The 15,207-nt window shown below is 69.0% G+C and carries 16 protein-coding genes; 9 read left to right on the forward strand and 7 right to left on the reverse strand.

Annotated elements, in window-relative coordinates; translation table 11 throughout:
- Positions 1-112: 112 nt before the first annotated feature.
- The 3 genes from ACFCZ1_RS14320 to ACFCZ1_RS14330 form a co-directional block, all read right to left on the reverse strand.
- Entirely contained in the window at positions 113-2,323 is a 2,211-nt protein-coding gene (locus ACFCZ1_RS14320; RefSeq protein WP_327738950.1) for an AAA family ATPase, read from the reverse strand.
- Positions 2,324-2,519: 196 nt separating this feature from the next.
- Positions 2,520-3,005 carry an SAM-dependent methyltransferase gene (locus tag ACFCZ1_RS14325; protein ID WP_327738949.1) on the reverse strand — a complete coding sequence of 162 codons (486 nt, stop codon included), beginning with the start codon at positions 3,003-3,005 and terminating at the stop codon, positions 2,520-2,522.
- Between the two features lie 71 nt (positions 3,006-3,076).
- Positions 3,077-4,477, reverse strand: coding sequence for a Tat pathway signal protein (locus ACFCZ1_RS14330; protein ID WP_327738948.1), 1,401 nt, complete (start codon positions 4,475-4,477; stop codon positions 3,077-3,079).
- A 208-nt stretch (positions 4,478-4,685) separates the two neighbouring features.
- Here ACFCZ1_RS14330 and ACFCZ1_RS14335 point away from each other — a divergent pair, with 208 nt between their 5' ends.
- Positions 4,686-5,213 carry an ATP-binding protein gene (locus ACFCZ1_RS14335; RefSeq protein WP_327738947.1) on the forward strand — a complete coding sequence of 176 codons (528 nt, stop codon included), beginning with the start codon at positions 4,686-4,688 and terminating at the stop codon, positions 5,211-5,213.
- 386 nt (positions 5,214-5,599) lie between these two features.
- On the forward strand, positions 5,600-6,064 hold the full coding sequence (locus tag ACFCZ1_RS14340; RefSeq protein WP_314245766.1) for a hypothetical protein: 465 nt from the start codon (positions 5,600-5,602) through the stop codon (positions 6,062-6,064).
- A gap of 266 nt (positions 6,065-6,330) precedes the next feature.
- Here ACFCZ1_RS14340 and ACFCZ1_RS14345 read toward each other — a convergent pair whose 3' ends face one another.
- Positions 6,331-6,492, reverse strand: a complete 162-nt coding sequence (locus ACFCZ1_RS14345; RefSeq protein ID WP_327738946.1) for a hypothetical protein — start codon at positions 6,490-6,492, stop codon at positions 6,331-6,333.
- Positions 6,493-6,583: 91 nt separating this feature from the next.
- On the opposite strand from ACFCZ1_RS14345, the gene ACFCZ1_RS14350 reads away from it, so the two are divergent.
- From ACFCZ1_RS14350 to ACFCZ1_RS14360, 3 genes are all read left to right on the forward strand, one after another.
- Positions 6,584-7,450, forward strand: coding sequence for an SAM-dependent methyltransferase (locus tag ACFCZ1_RS14350; RefSeq protein ID WP_314245763.1), 867 nt, complete (start codon positions 6,584-6,586; stop codon positions 7,448-7,450).
- Positions 7,451-7,462: 12 nt separating this feature from the next.
- Positions 7,463-8,044 carry a hypothetical protein gene (locus ACFCZ1_RS14355; RefSeq protein WP_314245761.1) on the forward strand — a complete coding sequence of 194 codons (582 nt, stop codon included), beginning with the start codon at positions 7,463-7,465 and terminating at the stop codon, positions 8,042-8,044.
- A gap of 128 nt (positions 8,045-8,172) precedes the next feature.
- Positions 8,173-8,490, forward strand: coding sequence for a nucleoside triphosphate pyrophosphohydrolase (locus ACFCZ1_RS14360; protein ID WP_223836048.1), 318 nt, complete (start codon positions 8,173-8,175; stop codon positions 8,488-8,490).
- A gap of 28 nt (positions 8,491-8,518) precedes the next feature.
- Here the strand turns inward: ACFCZ1_RS14360 and ACFCZ1_RS14365 are convergent, their stop codons facing one another.
- A complete protein-coding gene (locus ACFCZ1_RS14365) occupies positions 8,519-9,865 on the reverse strand; it encodes a methyltransferase domain-containing protein (RefSeq protein WP_314245758.1) in 1,347 nt (448 codons plus the stop codon).
- A gap of 16 nt (positions 9,866-9,881) precedes the next feature.
- Positions 9,882-10,949: a LysR family transcriptional regulator gene (locus tag ACFCZ1_RS14370; protein WP_314245756.1), complete on the reverse strand. Its 1,068-nt coding sequence runs from the start codon at positions 10,947-10,949 to the stop codon at positions 9,882-9,884.
- A gap of 220 nt (positions 10,950-11,169) precedes the next feature.
- Between ACFCZ1_RS14370 and ACFCZ1_RS14375 the strand changes: the two genes are divergently transcribed.
- The 4 genes from ACFCZ1_RS14375 to ACFCZ1_RS14390 are packed head-to-tail and all read left to right on the forward strand — an operon-like array spanning position 11,170 to position 14,488.
- Positions 11,170-11,721 (forward strand): hypothetical protein, encoded by a 552-nt coding sequence (locus ACFCZ1_RS14375; protein ID WP_314245754.1) that lies wholly within the window; start codon positions 11,170-11,172, stop codon positions 11,719-11,721.
- Between the two features lie 5 nt (positions 11,722-11,726).
- On the forward strand, positions 11,727-12,344 hold the full coding sequence (locus ACFCZ1_RS14380; RefSeq protein WP_327738945.1) for a hypothetical protein: 618 nt from the start codon (positions 11,727-11,729) through the stop codon (positions 12,342-12,344).
- A 21-nt stretch (positions 12,345-12,365) separates the two neighbouring features.
- A complete protein-coding gene (locus ACFCZ1_RS14385) occupies positions 12,366-13,310 on the forward strand; it encodes a hypothetical protein (protein ID WP_327738944.1) in 945 nt (314 codons plus the stop codon).
- Positions 13,307-14,488: a cysteine desulfurase family protein gene (locus tag ACFCZ1_RS14390; RefSeq protein ID WP_314245748.1), complete on the forward strand. Its 1,182-nt coding sequence runs from the start codon at positions 13,307-13,309 to the stop codon at positions 14,486-14,488. The genes ACFCZ1_RS14385 and ACFCZ1_RS14390 overlap by 4 nt, the downstream gene beginning before the upstream one ends.
- An 81-nt stretch (positions 14,489-14,569) precedes the next feature.
- On the opposite strand, the gene ACFCZ1_RS14395 is transcribed toward ACFCZ1_RS14390, so the two are convergent.
- Positions 14,570-14,995, reverse strand: a complete 426-nt coding sequence (locus ACFCZ1_RS14395; protein WP_063755594.1) for a thioesterase family protein — start codon at positions 14,993-14,995, stop codon at positions 14,570-14,572.
- Positions 14,996-15,207 lie beyond the last annotated feature (212 nt).

Raw genomic sequence — 15,207 nt, forward strand, 5'->3', positions numbered from 1 at the left:
CGGCCACAGGAGAGCGCTGGTGACGTCGTTCGCATCCGCTGTACTCGTTCTGTGGCGGAAGCCGAAGCCGGTGACTTCCAGTTCCCGAGGGCCGAGGTGGGGCTATAGCCGGTTATTGCGGGGCGGGGTCGGGTTCGGAAGGGCCGGAGGGCAGCGGGACTGGGGGTTTGTCGCCGATGCGTTCCCACCACAGGCCGGCACGGTCGCGGAAGTGAACCATGAGCTCCTGGTCCGTGGAGCCCTGCGGGAGGAACCCTTCGTATCCGTCGCCGTCGCTCATCAGGAACAGCGGCACGGAGAACTCGTCTCCCGCCGACAGGACACCGGAGGACTTGCTCTCGGGTGTGCCCCAGAGCGGTTGGATGTGATGGCGGCCGTCGTGGGTATGGGTGGCGCGAATCACCCGCACTTCCGTCAGGGGGGCGTCGCTGCGGTTGGTCACGACAGCGTGCTCGCGGTCGAGGCGGGAGCTGACCTGAAGGGCCTGTGCTGCGGCTCGGGTGTAGTCCGCCGCTCCGTCCCTGAGGTACGCGCGGATGCTGCTGCAGAAGGCCCTCAGCTCGTCGGTCGGCTTTGCATGCCATCCCTCATTGAAGACCTTCTGAGACCAGAGCCCCTTGTCGCCTCGGGGCACCTGACGCACCCAGGACTCCAGCTCGCCGCAGGGCACCACGAACAGGCCGAAGTCGGCAGCCGCCTGTAGCAGGCGCTCCGCAGCGTTGTACGGATCGCCCTGAAGGCCGGCCAGGCCGGACTTCTTGAGGTCCCCCCACCGGTCACCGCCCTTGGCCAGCTTGGTGAGCTCACCGAGGACCCGACCCGGAAGCGGGTCACTGGCCCTGACGCCCTTCAGGAGCGCGTCCATCTCGGTCTTGAAGCCGCCTGCGGAGGTCTCGCTCCGGGATCCGGCCGCATGCTCCCGGAGACATTTGAGGTCCGCGTCCAGGTGCTCGGTGACGCCGGCGAGGCTCATGACGGCCCCGGCGAGACCAGACCGGAGGTAGTCGAAGTCGGCGATGACCGCGGTGGGGATACCGCACTGCCGCAGCCGCCGCGCGGTGTCGGCCAGAGGCGCTTTGCCACTGGTGTGGAGGAAGAGGGTGTTGTCGTGTGCGGCCCCTGCATCCTTGGTGGCGTCAAAGGCCGCGGCGTAGAACTGGCAGTCACCGGCGGCTTCGCAGAGCACGACCCGGTCGTAGAACAGACCCGAGGACAGGTTGGAGTACCGCAGCAGGGGAGTGCGCAGCAGGCCCTGCACGGCGTCCGGGTTCAGCAGCCGGGCGGCAGGGGTTCCTGATGACCGGTCGAGACGGACGATCGACACCGGGCGAGCCTGTTCCGCTTCAAGAACTCCGGCAAGGAAGTCGGCGCTGTGCGTCGCGACGAACAGCTGAGTCTGCCCCTGGAGGCCGGCCAGAAGACGGCCGAGGAGGCGCGCTTGCGGCGGGTGCAGAAATGCCTCGGGCTCGTCGATGATGACAAGGGGCGCGGGCCGCACCATCACCTGAAGCAGGATCTGCACGAAGCTGCGGAACCCGTCGCCCTGTTCCGACACCAAGGGCAGGGCCCGGTACGCTGCGGCGACTTCTCGCGCCGCCCCCGGGAGGGCGTCCCGCAGGTCGGGGTGGGGCTGGCCAACGCGGAGTCTGATCCGCTCGTCGTAGCGGTCTACACAGACGTGGTGGCCAAATGCTCGATGCACCGATTCGGAGAAACGCGACTCTGCTGCCCGGTCTTCGTACAGGTACTGGAGCTTGGACTGTGGTGGCAGCAAAGAGTCCCAGTGGTCCACCTCTGCTTCGACCTGCAGGCGGTTGTCGGTCCACAGCGTCTGCTTGAGGAAGGGCGCGAGTTCCCCGAGCGTGAAAGACGGCCAGCGGTGCGGGATGGAGTCCTTGAGGATCTTGTCCCCGTTCGGAGAGACGTAGTGCTCAGCCGTACTGGGTGTCCAGCTCCGGTATCCGCGCTCCTCCAGCCAGGCCGTGAACTCCTCGCTGCTCCCGTTGTGCCGTGGGAGGGCTTGTCGGATCCACCGGGTGGACCTGCCTGCTGTCGTACCGGGGAGCTCGATCTGCGCGTCGAGTTCACGGAGGAGGAGCGACTTGCCGCTGTTGTTGGAGCCGATGAAGAGCGTCATGCCGTCCTGCGGCGGCTCCACTGTGAGGCCCGTATTGAGCATGATCTCGGTGACAGCGAAGGTGATCGCCATGTTGCCCCCCGCACGGTGTGCACGTCGCTTCAGGAGCGACGTTGGTGATCTGCGAAGCGTATCGATCAGCCCATGCGTCCGCCGAAGGTTTTGCCCCGCGGGGATGCTGATCAAGCTAGGGTCCTGCTCAGCCCGCGTCGATCTGGCGTGGGTGGGTAAGGCCCGGGGCGTTCACCCCTGGTAGCCCGCCACCGGCTCACGACCAGGTCCCACCGCACCCGGGTCGTCAACGTTATCCAGCACGACCAACCACCCGCCACGCCAAGGGCATGGAGGCCCAGCAGGCACCGTCCTCCGCCCGTTCCCCGGGTCAGGGTCGCTCGGCAGCAGGGTCCCAGTAGTGCTCCAGCATCACCGCGGGCCAGGCCGGGGCGGTGATAGGGCCGCGGGGTCCCATCTGCTCGAAATAGGGGCCGAGATCATAGATCGGGGTTCCGTCGACGGCATCAAGGTCCGTGACGTGCAGATCCCTGCCCTCGACCTTGAGCAGCCGGGGAAAGCTGGTCGCCATACGGTTGGGGCGCCGGTGGTTTCGGTGCACGAAGGTGCCGGTGGGCTCCCACTCCGGGTTGTTCCGGGGGCTGCGGGCTCCGAGGTGGAGGTCGGCATCGGATCCCAGGTGGAAGCGCCAGGTGACGATCAGGTGGGAGAACTCCTCGAGGCCCTGCAAGGTGTCCAGCGGGAAGTCCGGGCGAAGGCGGATGATCGATTCGACTCCGCCCTGGTAGTCATCGGCCGGCTTCTCGTGGCCGCCGACGACATGGGCAACGGCCTCCAACGTGATCGGGTCGTCCACTAAATCCTCCCCTACGACTACCAGCAAGACCTGGTTGTTCCCCGGTCCGGGCCGGTGCTGTGATGGCGCGGTCAGCGTACCCGGCCGATCACTGTACGGGCGCGGTCGTCCAGTTGGGCCAGCGCCGTTCCTCCGCGTCCCCGGTAAGGAGACAGGGATCGGCGCATCTGGACCACGGTGTCCAGGGCCCGACCGGACTGGACTCCCTGCATGGTGTCCAGGGCCTGGGACCAGGTGGCGCAGGCCGCAGCGACGGCTCCGCGCTGTATCTGCACCGCGCCCAGGAGGCCGAGGGTGACCGCGTGGGTGCGGGCGAAAGGCTGGGCGCGGCGGGTGCGGACGCTGCGCTGGAACTCACGTTCAGCTCCGCGGAGATCTCCGAGGCCCTGCAGGGTGCGGGCCGTTTCGTGCGCGAGGCTTGCCTCGGAGAAGAAGAAGACTCGGGCAGGCTCTCCGTCGCCGCTTTCAGCGTGGCGGAGGTCATCTTCGGCGCGCAGCAGAGCAGCAATGGCTTGCTGCTTGTGGCCGGCTGCGGCCAGGCTGCGTGCATGAACGACCCCCAGGAGGGAGCGTTCGCGCGGGCTCGCATCCGTGAAGCGCCGGTGGGCGACGGAGGCTTCGGCCAGTCGGAGGGCTTGGGTGGGATGACCGAGGTCTAGGGTCTGGTGCGCCTGGGCTCGGAGGATATGGCCGGCGAGGGGAGCGTCGTCGGCTTCGGCAGACAGCCGAAGGGCAACACCGAGCCACTTCTGGGCGAGGGCGTGCTCGGAGGAGTCGAAGGCGGTCCAGCCCGCCAGGTACGCCAGTTCGCCGGCAGCAGTGAACATCTCCTGCCGCGTGCGGTGATCCGGGAATCGGCCGCCGAGATATCCGACGACGTCGGTCCGAAGGTAGGCCACAAGGGCGGAACGGCCGTCTTGGCCGCCGCGGCGCTGTTCACGCTGGGAAAGCAGCTGCGTCATTTCCCGTACGGCGGCCACGTCGTCCGGGCCGACCTGCCATGCGTCCGACGGCTTCCGCGACTGAGCTGCAGTGACGGTGTCCTGCCACCATCGGTCGGACGGCAGGAACACCCCCGCGAGAGAGAAGGCTGCACCCTTCAGGGTGCGGCGGCGCTCCAGGTCCAAGTCGGTCCCCCCGAGATCGACGAGCTGTGCGATCGAGTCGCTGTCCCGGGTTGTGGAACCTGCCTTCTCATCAGGGTCTTTAAGCCCGATGTCGGCTGCCGTGACGACCCGATGGGTCCCTCGGCTGCTCAGCCCTCGCGACAACGCTTCGCACAAGATACGGGTCGCCGGCGGCTCAGGGTGCGATCCGCGAACCCACTGGTTGACATGCGAAGCCGACACCGCATTCAGGTCGTCGGCACCGACCTCGGCCGCCACACGCTGCAGATGCCGGGCGGTCGTGGCCTGCGACCAGCCAAGCTGCCGCAGCACGCCCTCCAGCAAGATGTTGCGCTCACGCGGCACCGGAAGCTCCCGTCCACGAAACGATCTTTACGCGCCTTACGCAGTACCGCACCCTGCACGGGATACCCACGCCGAGTGAATCACGGTTCGCTGAGCGTAACGGTAGCCGCAAGAGCCACTTCGTTGGCTGCAGTTCGGCCATCCCCGGCGGCCACCCGAGCGCTCTGCAAGACCGTCCACGACCGCGGAAGAGGAACGGGGTGAAGCGATGAACTCCCACCAGATCACGCGCGACAACATGCTCAAGGCACTGGCCTCAGCCACCGCCCTCTCGGCCTGTATGAATCTGCCCAGCCGCCCTGAATCCGTGAAAACCGCACGGGACTTCGTCGCCGACCAGCTGGCTTGGTGGGGCCATCCGGACTTGGAATACGCTGCCACGCTGGTCTGCAGTGAGCTGGTCACCAATGCCGTCACGCACGCCAATCCGGAACTTTCAACGAGCGAATGCATGGTCGCGCTCACCCTGGTCCCCGGAGAGGCTCTGATCACCCAGGTAGCGGACCCCCATCCCGCGCCCCCGATTCCAAAGGCCACCTTCCCGGGCACCCTGGCGGAGCACGGCCGCGGGCTGTCCATCGTCACGCAGTTGACCGCCCACTGGAGTGCCTCCCCCAGACCCGACGGGAAGGGGAAGGTCATCAGCGCCTACCTACTGATCGCCGAACAGCCTGCCTGCGCAGCTCGCACCGGAAGCACTTTCCCGATCGCACGCGCCAGGACCGATCGCTCGTGACGCTGCCCGACTTTGACGATCAGGTCCACTGGACCGGACTCGAAGACTCTGAGGCGGAACTGGTACGCGGCTCCTTGTTCAGTCGCACGGTACGCAATGCGCCGCCGGGCGACGTCCCGGACACTCCACGGCCATGCCCCGTGGGGGCGGTCGAGGCCCGGCACGAGACCGTGCGGCACGGCGGGGCCCCACACCGCACCCCGCGCCTGATGACCGCCAGCTCCCCCGCCCATTGCTGGCACCCGACATCCATTTCTGCCCGAGGAGTTTCCGTGGGTCTGTCGCTCCCGATCCCCGCACCGCAAGCCTGCTTACACTCTCCGCCTCCATGGCCGAGCACCGGGGCGCACGCCGGGACCCTTCACACCGCCCCTGAGGCGGAAGCGATGGCCTGGCGTCTGCTGCGCGCCCTCGCAGTCTCGCGATACGAGGACATCACCGGCGATGACAGCCGGCTGTGGGACACCCTCAATCGTGTCCTCGACGACGCCCTCGACCCGCGCGACGTCCGGCCGCTGACCGCCAGCATGGCGGTGGCCCTCGGCTCGCTCACGGACCGCGCCTCCCGCCAGATCCGGACGGGGCTCACCGAACAGACTCGGTCGCGAGCACGCTTCCTCCTTCGCGAGGTCCACGACCGGCTGCGCCTCGACACCCAGGACATTGGCCTCCTGCGCCGACTGGCCTGGATGACGGGAGAGGTCGTTGACGAGGTCCTGGACCCGGCTCCCTCGGACACAACCTCGGCGCCGACGGCCGACGAGACGTCAGTCGGCTTCGCTCCAACCGGGTGGGCCAGGCAACGGTCCAGAGGGCCCGCCGTTGTCACAGCTCCAGCGGCCTCGGTATGAACACCGCTCCATCCACTGCGCCGAGGCCTGAGAGCATGCGGGTCCTGGACCGCGCCTGCGTCATCGTGCACCGGCACGTCACCACCACGTACCCGCCAGGCGCGTCTCTCCCGAGCACCAAGCAATTGGCCAGGGCGCTCGGGCTGCCGGAGAAGCATGTGCTCCAAGGTCTCCTGCGCCTGGACGCCCGGGGCGAGATCGCCCTGCACACCGGGACTCTGCCGGTACGACTGCGCCCACGGGAACCGCACCCCCGCGACCGGGCTCTACACGGTGCCGTCCGCGACCGGATACGCGCCGGCCACTACGTGCCGGAGCAGGCTCTGCCTACTGGTCTGCTCGGTGCAGAGTTCGGACTTCTTCCGCACCACGTACAGCGCGCGCTGAGGTTCCTCACGGCCGAGGGGACCCTCCGCTACGACGCACATGGACCCTACGGTCCGGGCTACTACGTCCCGGCGGCTATTGCGGGGGACGAGCCGGCCCCAGACCCGACCGCACCTGCGAGAGGACGACGGCGTGAGCCTCGCCGATGAACGTCTGCCCATGGCGAAACCGGTTCCCCTGCAGACCAGCTCCTCCAGACTGTCCGCTGTCTGGCTCGGGACACGAAGCCCCGACGAAGGCGATCAGGACGTCGCACGCGCCGTCAGGAACGTCTTCCCTCGCCAACCCGCGGCAGCCAGGATCAACCGTGAGCACCACCTGCTCATCACCGACACCTTCGCCCAGCGAGGGATCACTCAGATCCTGGACCTCGGGTGTGGGTATCCGGCGAACGGCCAGCACGGAGCCGCCGATCCGCTCCTGTCCCAGAACACCCACGAGGTCGTACAACGGCGCTGGCACGCCGCGTCCGTCACCTACGTCGACAACGACCCCGACGTCGTCAACGCCCGGCGCACCGAGATCGCGGCCACCGCCGGTCAGACCCGCACTCGAACGCTCCTCGCAGACATCACGGACACGGTTGACCTCCTCGAGCAGCTCACCCGCGGCGTCGCGGTGACCCGCGACCGCCCGATCGCCGTCCTTGCCCACGACGTCTTCCCGTGGATCCCGGACGACGACGCCGTACGCCGCTGTGTCGCCTCCCTACGTCAGTGGCTGCCGCCCGGCAGCGCCCTGTCCGTCACGCACGCAACCGCAGACATGACCCCGACCTGGATCCAGCGGCTCACCGGCGTGTACGCCGAAGCCGGCCTCTCCTTCCGCCCCCGCGGCCGCGGCTTCACTACGGACCTGTTCGGGGACTGGGAGGACCTCTACGAGGGTCCCGTGCGTGTCATCCCCACTGCGCGGCACCAGCCCGGCCACCACGAATCGAAAGCCCCCGACTTCCACTCCGCCGGCTACGCCGGAGTCGCCATCAAGCCCTCCACCTAGAAGAAGACGACCATGTACCTGATGCAGCAGTTGGCCAACGAGGACCGGGAGCCCGTCTCCCGCCTCATCCGTGACCGCCAGGACCACGACGAGAGAGAAGGCAGGCCCACCTGGGACGACGGCAGCGTCCTTCTCCGCCTCCTGTCCGCCCCCGACCCGGCTACCCAGCTCGTCGGAATGTGGGAGGACGAGCAGCTCGTTGCCTCCCTCGCTCTGCACCACGGCGACCCTGGCGGTGCCTGGACCGATGACGAGCGCACCGAGCCGAGCTGGGGGCTCCGCCTGGTCCACACGCACCCGGAACACCGGCGCCTTGGGCGGCTGATCACACTGTGGGCCGGCGACTACGCCGCCCGCCAGGACCAGCCGCCCGCGTGGCTCAGGTGCTCGGTCCGCGACATGAATGTCGCGTGGTACCTCGAAAGGACGTGTGGCTGGGCGGCCGTACGACGGCGCCAGGATCCGAGCGGAGTGCTCACCTGTCTTCAGCGCGCACCGGAGCACATCGACCACTTCGACCTGATGGTCGCCACGGGAACGGAGCTGTGGGCCGAAGGCATGCTGCGGCAGGTGACCTCTGCTGCTGACGAGTGAGCGCCCGGGTGAATGCATCGGGTGGGATTTGTGGTTTTCACGGCGGCGCACGTGGCGCCGTCTCTAGGCTCCAACAACACGACGGTGGGCTCGCTGCCTGCCACAGGCGAACTGGTGCGGGAGAGAACGTGCTGCTCGAAGGCAAGCTGGTCCGGGACCGAATTCCGGAGATCATCCGCGAGGACGGACTCGAGCCCCAGGTCTACGTGGCGGAGCCGGCGGAATACCGCGCCCGCCTCCACGCGAAGCTGACCGAGGAGGTCCTCGAGGTCCAGGAGGCGGACGCGACCACTGCGCCGGACGAACTCGCCGACGTCCTTGAGGTCGTCTACGCCCTTGCAGCCGACTACGGCATCGACCACCAGCAGCTGGAGAAGATCCGCCAGGACAAGGCCGATCAGCGCGGAGGCTTCGCCGACCGCATTGTCTGGACCGGCAACCATTGATCGAGCGGCCGCCGGCCCAGACCGGCATCTAGCCCGCCACCGTGCTGAGCAGCACATGGCTCACCCCGGACAGCGAGAGCCTCGGCGCCGAGTTCCCTGCGGGCGAAAGCCCTGCGTGCCGGCCAAGCAGCACCGCCTCCTCGGAGCTGATGCCGCGCTGGAAGGTCCCCTTGCCCTCGCTGGACCAGAAGCCGTCATGGTGTCGGGCCCAGCCCCCGGCGGCCGCCGCCTTCGTGATCTCCTCGGGTGAGCGAGTCACCACCAGCACGTGCCCTCCAGGCCGTACGAACGATGCGGCGTCCTGGAGGGCACGAACGCGTTCCCAGGGGTTGGGCAACACGTTCAGGACGAACGCCTGGGTCACCAGGTCGTACCCGCCGCGCTCGGGCCTCGGCCACCCGAAGTCCGCATGAGGGTCGTAGCCGTCCGCTTCCAGCCCGGCGGACCGGTAGTGCGCCACGTCCGCTCCCCGTCCGCACCCGTGGTCCAGCAGCGTCGACACGCCGAGCGGGCCGGTCAGGGTGGCCGTCACGGCCCGGGCAGCGGGGGACGGGCCCTGGCGGCTCATCGCCGTCTTGTGCGGCTGGTAAGCCCGGTGCATGCCGGGAGCCGGATCGGCACCGGTCAGCTCACCGATCGAGAACAGGACGTCCTCCGGTGGGTCCGCCACGTCGGGCGTAACCGGGAGGTCGAGCAGCAGGGCGGAGTGATCCGTGAACGCCTGCTCTCCAGTCCGCACCGTGCCGACCGTGGTGATGCGGGTCTCGGGCGCCAGGTGGTCGCTGAGTAGGGCCAGATCGCACCGGAATCGGCTGAGCCGACCGGAGAACGTCCTCTCGAAGGTGAACGTTGGGTCGCCCTCGCCCTTGGTGGTGTCCACCAGGCCAGCGGAGTCGAGTAGTTGCTCCAGGGCCTTGCGCTCAGCATCGGCCGTGAAACCGCTGACTTCGTCGCCGTAGACGCCGTCCTCCTGTCGGGGCGCCAGGTTGAAGTCCCCGCAGATCAGCAACGGCCGCCCCTTCTCGCCCGCGGCCATCGACGCGAGGTCGACCAGCTGAGACACGCGCGCAGCGCTCGTGTACGCGTCGAGATGGACCTGCACGACGGTGAGCCAGCCCAGCTCCAGGCGCTGGGCCCAATCCGTCGGCGCCGAAGCGACCGGCACGCGGACATCCTCGCGCACCCAGGCGGCGAGGTGGCCGTCGCCGCCGGCGAAGACGTAGCCCGGCAGAACCGGCGGCCGCCGGTCGGCCGGCTTGTACGGCTCCTGAGCAACGACGACCGCAACATCGTGGGACCGCAGCCAGGCCGCTAGGCGGGCCCGGGCCCCGTCCGCGCCCAGGCGCTTGTTCAGGTTGATCGAGGCGAGCAGCATGAAGGGCTCCTTCGGGTCACAGGGGCAGCGGCCGGCCGGAGGTGGCCTCTTCGCGGAAGGCCTCCCACAGGATGTTCAGCGGGTGGGAGGCGTCGTAGGAGTCCCGCTCACCCTTGCGCGCGAACACCCCGCTCACCAGCTCCAGCACGGGGTCGAAGTCGTCGGCGAATTCGACCAGGCGGAAGCCCTCGCCGCCGGGCAGCCGGCCTTGGACGGCGGCTTCGCCTATAGACCGGGCGCAGAGCATGCAGCCGTAGGTCATGCCGGACCGCAACAGTGCCAGTCCGTAGTAGATGTCGTCGATCTCGGCGACGATCTGCAGGTGCGCGCGAAAGTCCGGGCCGTACCAGTGCTCGACGAAGTCCGCGATCACCCCACGGGAGGGGATGACCAGCGGCAGGTTGCGCAGCCGTTCCACGCCGACCTTCCGGGCCGGCAGTTCGCGCACGGGCAGGTTGGTCAGCAGTGCCAGGCCCTCGCGGTGCCACTCCAGGAAGTCGTACTCCGGGGCGACGAGCCCGCCGTCGGCCGGCGCCGCCATCCCGCCGCAGAGCAGGTCCACCTGGTTGGAGTCCAGCCGCTGCCGGAAGTCGCGGGTGCGCACGTGGACCACCTTGAGCTCCACCTCGCGCTCCATGAACTCCGGCTCGATCCGCTCCCACACCCGCCCGAGGAACCCCAGGGTGAACTCCGTCGTGCCCACGGTCAGCTGGCTGCCGAGCCGCCGGCGGGACGCCGCGATGCCCTGGAGCCAGTCGGAGAATGTCGCCCGGATGCGGTCGACGACCTCGAGCCCGGTCGGGGTGAACAGCAGCTCGCGGCCCCGGCCCTGCTTGATCACGAGCAACTCGCCCGTGAGCGCCTGGAAGTTGCGGTTGAGGATGTCCAGCTGCTTCTGGACGCTGGACTGCTCCCGCCCGAGGATCCGGGCCGCGGCCAGCGCCGTGCCCTCCTCGTGGACGACGACCAGCGTGCGCATCTGGTCCCAGGTCAGATCCAGCAAGTGCGGTGAGCAGCCCAGCAGATCGCCTCTGAACCCCTCGGGTCCGGGCACGGTCAGCGGTCCGGACGGTAACGAACTCATGCTTCCCTCCCCTGCGCGACGGCGGCGCCGCCGGGCATCCATAGCTTGCACTGTCCGAGCGGACATCAGTAGTGGACTTCACCGCATTTCACGCCGAGAAAACCTCTAAATGTTCGGTCGGACATGGAGACATGGCGAGCTAACCAAGGGAACATTTTCTCAGGCGCCTTCGATCCGATGGCGGCCTTCCACTCCATTGCCTCACGCCCAGGGGTGCCTCATGCTCTCAGCCGAGTCGATCAAGCACCTCGCCGATACGGGAGGGGTGACCTGGCCCGGGGAACTCCGAGGCGACGGACTGCTGCTGACGCTGGGCAACGTGATCCAGCCCCTGCACGAACCCCGCTACGGCATCGTCGACCTGGCCGACCAGGCCAGCATCGACGCCCTCTACGGCGTGCAGATCGACAACTGGACCACCTACAACCTCCGTCCCCAGCAGATGGTCATCGTCCCGGTCGCGCAGCCGCTCACCCTCGGCCCCGACGTGTACGGGGTGATCGGAGGCCTCAGCCACCTGGCCCGCGTCGGCCTGGCCGTCCACATCACCAGCCCGTACGTCCTGCCCGGCTGGTCCGGCCACCTGGCCCTGGAGCTCGTCAACCACGGCCCGGCCACCCTCCGCCTGCACGCAGACATGCCGGTCGCCCGCCTTCTCCTCCTCCCCCGTGGCGGCGGCTCCGTCCCCTCCGCACACCCGTTCTACGGCGACCCCACCCACCTGAAAAGCCGCTACGCCGACGAGTTCTTCGCCGGCCCGTCCGAGAGGTGAGATCCATGGATGACTGCCAGTTCTGCACCGAGTTCAACGACCGAGCGCCCAAGACCCGCATCGTCACCGAGGCCGACGGCTGGGTGCTGCTGCCCACCATCGGCTGCCTCACCCCGGGCTACACCCTCTTCATGCCGCTGGAGCACCTCGACGCGGCCGCCGACTTCCCCGCCACCGACCTCCACAAGGTCGAGGCCGGCCTGGAGACGATGCGCGCCCTGGTCCAGAGCCACTTCGGGCCGGCCATCGTCGCCGAGCACGGCCCGCGTGACTGCGAGCGCGGCGCGTCGTGCTGCAGCCACGTCCACCTCCACATCATCCCCGTCAAGGACGCCGACGCCATCCTCACCGCGTACGAGGAAGTCGGTGGCCCGGGCCGGCGGCTGGACTCCCTCGCCGACCTCCCGGCCGCCGCGGAGAGCTCCTACCTCTACCTCTCGCCCCGCCCGGGCGAACACCACTACTGGCCGGCCGACGGCCGCTTCCAGCGCCAGTTCGTCCGCCGCGTGGTCGCCGACCAGCTCGGCATCCCCGAGCAGTACGACTGGCGCGACCACCCCTTCAGCGACCACCGGCAGCTCACGTTCGGCACCCTGACCGCGGCCCTCGCCACCGGCGCCTGACGACGCAGAGGGGGACACCCTGTGACCACCGCCCTGCCCCGCCCGCTCCATAGCCTCGGCCACCAGGAACTCGACCGCGCCGCGCGCGACCGCCGGTGGCCGAAGTGGGCCACCATGGCCGTCCTGCACAGCGTCGGCCTGCCCACGCTCAACGCAACTCTCTTACGCCCCGGCCAGACCCCCACCGAGATCCGTACCGCTGCCCGCGTCCTCGCGGCCGCCCTCAACACCGACCGCTTGATGATCCGCTCCGACGGCGGCGTCGAACGCAAGCAGTACTACCGCGGCGGCAACACCTTCCCCGTCCCGGACATCGCCCAGCGCGCCGCACCGCTCCTGGACGCCGGGCGCGCGGTCATCCTCGCCGGCCCCACCAACCGCTTCACCAACAAGCTCACCGTGATGGTCCGCATGGACCGCCCGGGCCCGGGCCGGCCGGGCACCTTCACCCTCGAAGGACTCGGCCCCGGCTACGACGTCGCCGACCTCACCCGCGGCGAGCTCCCCCCTCAGGTCACCGCCCAGCTCAACGACGTCGACTGGGACACCTACTGCACCCCCCGCTGGAACGAGTGGACCATCACCGGCGACCGGTGCCCAGGCGGCGAAGACGCCCGCCGACGACGCCGCCTGGAGCGCCTCGCCTCCCAGACCCTCGGCGACGGCGGCCAGCTCTCCGGAACGCCCAGCACCGAGAACGCCGAAGCCTGGCTCCGCGGCCACGGCTTCCTCCACCTCTTCGGCCCCCAGAGCCCCCAGCCGGCCATGATGCGCCGCGCGGGCAGGCTGTTCGAGGACTCCTTCGTCCTGACTCGCGCCCAGCCCAACCGCAACTGGCGCTGTCTGGGCACCGCCTTCAGCGTCTTCGCCGACGCGCGCACCGTCTACTGGGACCTCGTCGACGGCGAGCGCAAGTACGCCGCGGCCGCGGCCCCCACCCGCCGAGCAAAGGGAGCGGCCGCATGACCGACCGGCCGATCTACCTCGACCACCAGGCCACCACCCCGCTCGACCCCCGCGTGCTCGACGCGATGATGCCCTTCCTCACCGACCAGTTCGGCAACCCCGGCAGCGCCCACGCCTACGGTCAGGCCGCGTCCCGGGCGGTCAGCACCGCCCGCCGGCACGTCGCCCACCTCATCGGTGCGAAGAACCCCGTCGAGATCGTGTTCACCTCCGGCGCCACCGAGGCCAACCACCTCGCGATCGTCGGCGGCGCCCTGGCCGCCCGGCCCCACGGCGGACACGTCGTCACCACCACCATCGAGCACAAGGCAGTCCTCGCCGCCTGCCAATACCTCGTCGACCACCACGGCTACACCTGCACCCGCGTCGACGTGGACAGCCACGGCAGCGTCCGGCCCGACGACGTCATCGCCGCACTCAAGCCGGACACCGTCCTGGTGTCGGTCATGCACGCCAACAACGAGATCGGCACCATCCAGCGGATCGAAGCCATCGCCGAGGTCGTCCACCACCGCCGGATCCTGATGCACACCGACGCCGCGCAAAGCGCCGGCTACGGCCTCATCGACACCTCCGGGCTCGACGCCGACTTCGTCTCGCTATCTGCCCACAAGCTCTACGGGCCGAAGGGCATCGGAGCACTGTTCGTCCGAGGCCGCACCCGCCTTACCGCCCTCCAAACCGGCGGAGGGCAGGAGCGGGGGCTACGCGCCGGCACCCTCAACGTTCCCGCCATCGTCGGCTTCGGCGCCGCCGCAGCACTGATCACGACCGACACCGTCACCCCCAATGGAGAGATCCGGGCGCTGCGCGACCGCCTCGCACAGCAGCTCTGCGACGCGATCCCGGGCGCCACCGTCAACGGCCACCCTCGCCGCCGACTGCCGGGCAACCTGAGCATCACCCTCCCGGCCGTGGAGGCCGCCGACCTCCTGGACCACATGCCGACCCTCGCCGCCTCCACGGGCTCCGCCTGTAACACCGGCTCCGCCGAACCTTCCCACGTCCTCACCGCGATCGGCCTGTCCCGGGCCGCGGCCCGCCGGACCCTCCGCCTCGGCCTCGGCCGCACAACCACCGGCTCCGACATCGACCTGGCCCTCAAGATGATCGTCGGCGCCGCCGCGCACCCGCTCATGGCCTGTACGCCGGTCGGTGGAATCGACCAGTTTCGGTAGCCACCGCCTCCAGGCCAGCGCCACCACCACTCCCCCTGGACCGTTTGGGGTCAGCGCTGCCCCGGGCTGGCCCGAAGTGGATCAGTTGCCCGCGTCCTGCGTGCTGTCGGCGTAGCTGTTGAACACGTCGAGCTCGTCCTGCTCGAAACGGCGGATGCCACTCCGGATGGAGTCGTAGCCAGCCACGACGGAGGTCGCGGTGGCGTAGACGCGCTCGTCGTCTTTCACCTCGAAGTGGAAGGTGAGGGAGACCCGCTTGACGTCGGTCACCCAGGCTTCGATGCGGACCGGGGTCTCCCAGGTCTCGAGCGGGTGCTTGTAGCGGATGGTCTGCTCGCGCAGGAGAAAGTTGCGGGCCAGGCGCTCGGCGGGGTCCTTGGGGACCAGCATGCTGAACATGCGCATGCGGGTCTCTTCCAAGAGGACGCCGTAACGCGAGCTGTTGAGATGTCCGTTCGCGTCGAGGTCCGACCAGCGAACGGGGCAGTGGTAGATGTGTCGAGACACAGCGGCTCCTGAGAGTTGTGGGACCTGCCGCGCCATCAAGGCGCCCGGCCGATCCAAGGAGGGGCTGGCGCATCCCCCGTTGCCGATGGCCCAGGAGCTGCGGGCATCGGCCGTCCGGACGTTCCGTGTCGTCCGGACGACAACGCCCCGACCTCCCAGCCCCCAGACGGAGACAGCACCAGTCGTGACAGTAAGTGGCTAGCTATGGTCAA

The organism is Streptomyces sp. NPDC056224 (assembly GCF_042267665.1).
Taxonomy (GTDB): domain Bacteria; phylum Actinomycetota; class Actinomycetes; order Streptomycetales; family Streptomycetaceae; genus Streptomyces.

Bases quoted from the DNA above. Each gene is read 5' to 3' on its own strand.
- ACFCZ1_RS14380 (WP_327738945.1), top strand. From the start codon at position 11,727: ATGGATGACTGCCAGTTCTGCACCGAGTTCAACGACCGAGCGCCCAAG.
- ACFCZ1_RS14370 (WP_314245756.1), bottom strand. From the start codon at position 10,949: ATGAGTTCGTTACCGTCCGGACCGCTGACCGTGCCCGGACCCGAGGGG.
- ACFCZ1_RS14340 (WP_314245766.1), top strand. From the start codon at position 5,600: ATGGCCTGGCGTCTGCTGCGCGCCCTCGCAGTCTCGCGATACGAGGAC.
- ACFCZ1_RS14345 (WP_327738946.1), bottom strand. From the start codon at position 6,492: ATGTGCGTCGTAGCGGAGGGTCCCCTCGGCCGTGAGGAACCTCAGCGC.
- ACFCZ1_RS14335 (WP_327738947.1), top strand. From the start codon at position 4,686: ATGAACTCCCACCAGATCACGCGCGACAACATGCTCAAGGCACTGGCC.
- ACFCZ1_RS14365 (WP_314245758.1), bottom strand. From the start codon at position 9,865: ATGCTGCTCGCCTCGATCAACCTGAACAAGCGCCTGGGCGCGGACGGG.
- ACFCZ1_RS14390 (WP_314245748.1), top strand. From the start codon at position 13,307: ATGACCGACCGGCCGATCTACCTCGACCACCAGGCCACCACCCCGCTC.
- ACFCZ1_RS14375 (WP_314245754.1), top strand. From the start codon at position 11,170: ATGCTCTCAGCCGAGTCGATCAAGCACCTCGCCGATACGGGAGGGGTG.
- ACFCZ1_RS14355 (WP_314245761.1), top strand. From the start codon at position 7,463: ATGTACCTGATGCAGCAGTTGGCCAACGAGGACCGGGAGCCCGTCTCC.